General features: G+C 65.3%; 3 protein-coding genes and 1 pseudogene. All 4 read right to left on the bottom strand.

The genetic code is table 11. The annotated features are described in order from the left end of the window. Positions 1 to 248, bottom strand: a pseudogene (locus B3547_RS19090) (hypothetical protein); the annotation flags it as partial. Continuing rightward, positions 235 to 735, bottom strand: a complete 501-nt coding sequence (locus tag B3547_RS19085; RefSeq protein ID WP_292965958.1) for a DUF1804 family protein — start codon at positions 733 to 735, stop codon at positions 235 to 237. The pseudogene B3547_RS19090 and the gene B3547_RS19085, both read right to left, overlap by 14 nt. Further along, positions 735 to 1103 carry a hypothetical protein gene (locus B3547_RS19080; protein WP_292965955.1) on the bottom strand — a complete coding sequence of 123 codons (369 nt, stop codon included), beginning with the start codon at positions 1101 to 1103 and terminating at the stop codon, positions 735 to 737. The genes B3547_RS19085 and B3547_RS19080 overlap by 1 nt, the downstream gene beginning before the upstream one ends. Then, positions 1100 to 1367: hypothetical protein (locus B3547_RS19075; RefSeq protein WP_292965952.1), on the bottom strand; the 268-nt coding region annotated here is incomplete at its 5' end. The genes B3547_RS19080 and B3547_RS19075, both read right to left, overlap by 4 nt.

The raw sequence follows: 1367 nt of genomic DNA, 5'->3' as shown, positions 1-1367 counted from the left end.
ACACGCTTGAACGCAAACTGCTGGAACAGCGAAAAGTACGGCGTCGGCACGTAGTGCGGGAAGTAGGTCTGGCAGAAGAACTGATAGTCCATCACGGCCCGCTCGCGCCGCGCGGCGCTGGCCGCTGCATCCGTGTCGAAGCTGGCCACCTCCAGCTCGATCCACTCGCGCAGCTCGTCGCCGAGCTTCGCGAGCGCATCGTCAAACTCCCGCTGGTTGCGGATCGGCGCGATCTTAGGCTTGGCCATAGCGGTTTCCGATGGTCACGCCGATATCGTCGAAGTGCGGCTGCAGCGCCCGCAGGGTGGCGGGGTCGTTGGCGCGCAGATGCTCGGCGACGATCTTGAGGGTGTCGAGCGCCACGGCCAAGCCCGAGAAGGCCGGATTGACCCGCGCGAAGGCCTTCGAGAACTTCGCATAGGCGTCGGCGAGCTGGGCCAGCAACTGGGCCTTGTCGCTCGCCGGAATGGACGCGGTCTCGAGCTCGCGGGTAGTGGTGAGCACCTGGCGTGCAAAATCCTCCACCAACTGCTGATTCAGATCGTCGATGCCCTGCTCGCTGATCCGAAACGCCGCGCGCGCCGTGTCCCAGTCATCGCCCCGCGCCTTGGCCTTCTTCTTCCAATCCTGGGCGGTGTCGTAGCTCACGCCGGCCGTGATCGCGGCGCCATTCAAGGGCATGCCCTCGATGTAGAGCCGGCGAACGGTGTCGCGGGTTTCTTGAGAGTGGGCCATTACGTCCGCTTGATCAGTTCGATGGCCACCGCCGACAGCGCGCCGCCAATCCCGCCACCCAGCGCACCGAGTCGCGCCGTCTTGGCGATCAGGCGCTTGTCTTCCGCCTCCAGCGCAGTCACCCGCGCCCCCATGCTGTCGATGCGCTTGCCCACGTTCGTTTCCACGTCGGCCAAACGGTTGGTAAAAGTCGTTTCCATGCGGTTCATACGCTGGATTTGAGCGCTCTCGATCCGCTGGATGTCCTGCCGGATATCCTCAATGCGCGCCGTCAGGCCGGTATGCATGGCCTGCACCGCACCGGTCAGTTGTCCGATGCTGTGCATCACTTGGCCCATGTCCGCGGGCTTGTTGGTGTCGCTGCTCATTGCGGTATTCCTTCTTCAAAGTCGATCAGGGCACCGAGGCGTACCCGGCAGGTTTCGTACTGGCCCTGGGCTCCGGCGATCCAGCCGGCGACGTCGGTATCGGTGGCAACGGGGCCATCCGCTGCAACAGGTGCGCCGGAGGCTTGGGGCACGGCGCCAGCGCTGGGCTGGCCGGCACCGTTGAGCAGGCGCACAGCGCCAGGGCCGAGGCAAGGCCGGCCAGCCGTAACACGGGGGATTTCACGGGTTTTCTCCAGGGTGGCC

It is taken from the genome of Novosphingobium sp. UBA1939 (assembly GCF_002336885.1).
In the GTDB taxonomy this organism is placed as follows: domain Bacteria; phylum Pseudomonadota; class Alphaproteobacteria; order Sphingomonadales; family Sphingomonadaceae; genus Novosphingobium.
This window is presented reverse-complemented; position numbering and strand designations above follow the sequence as displayed.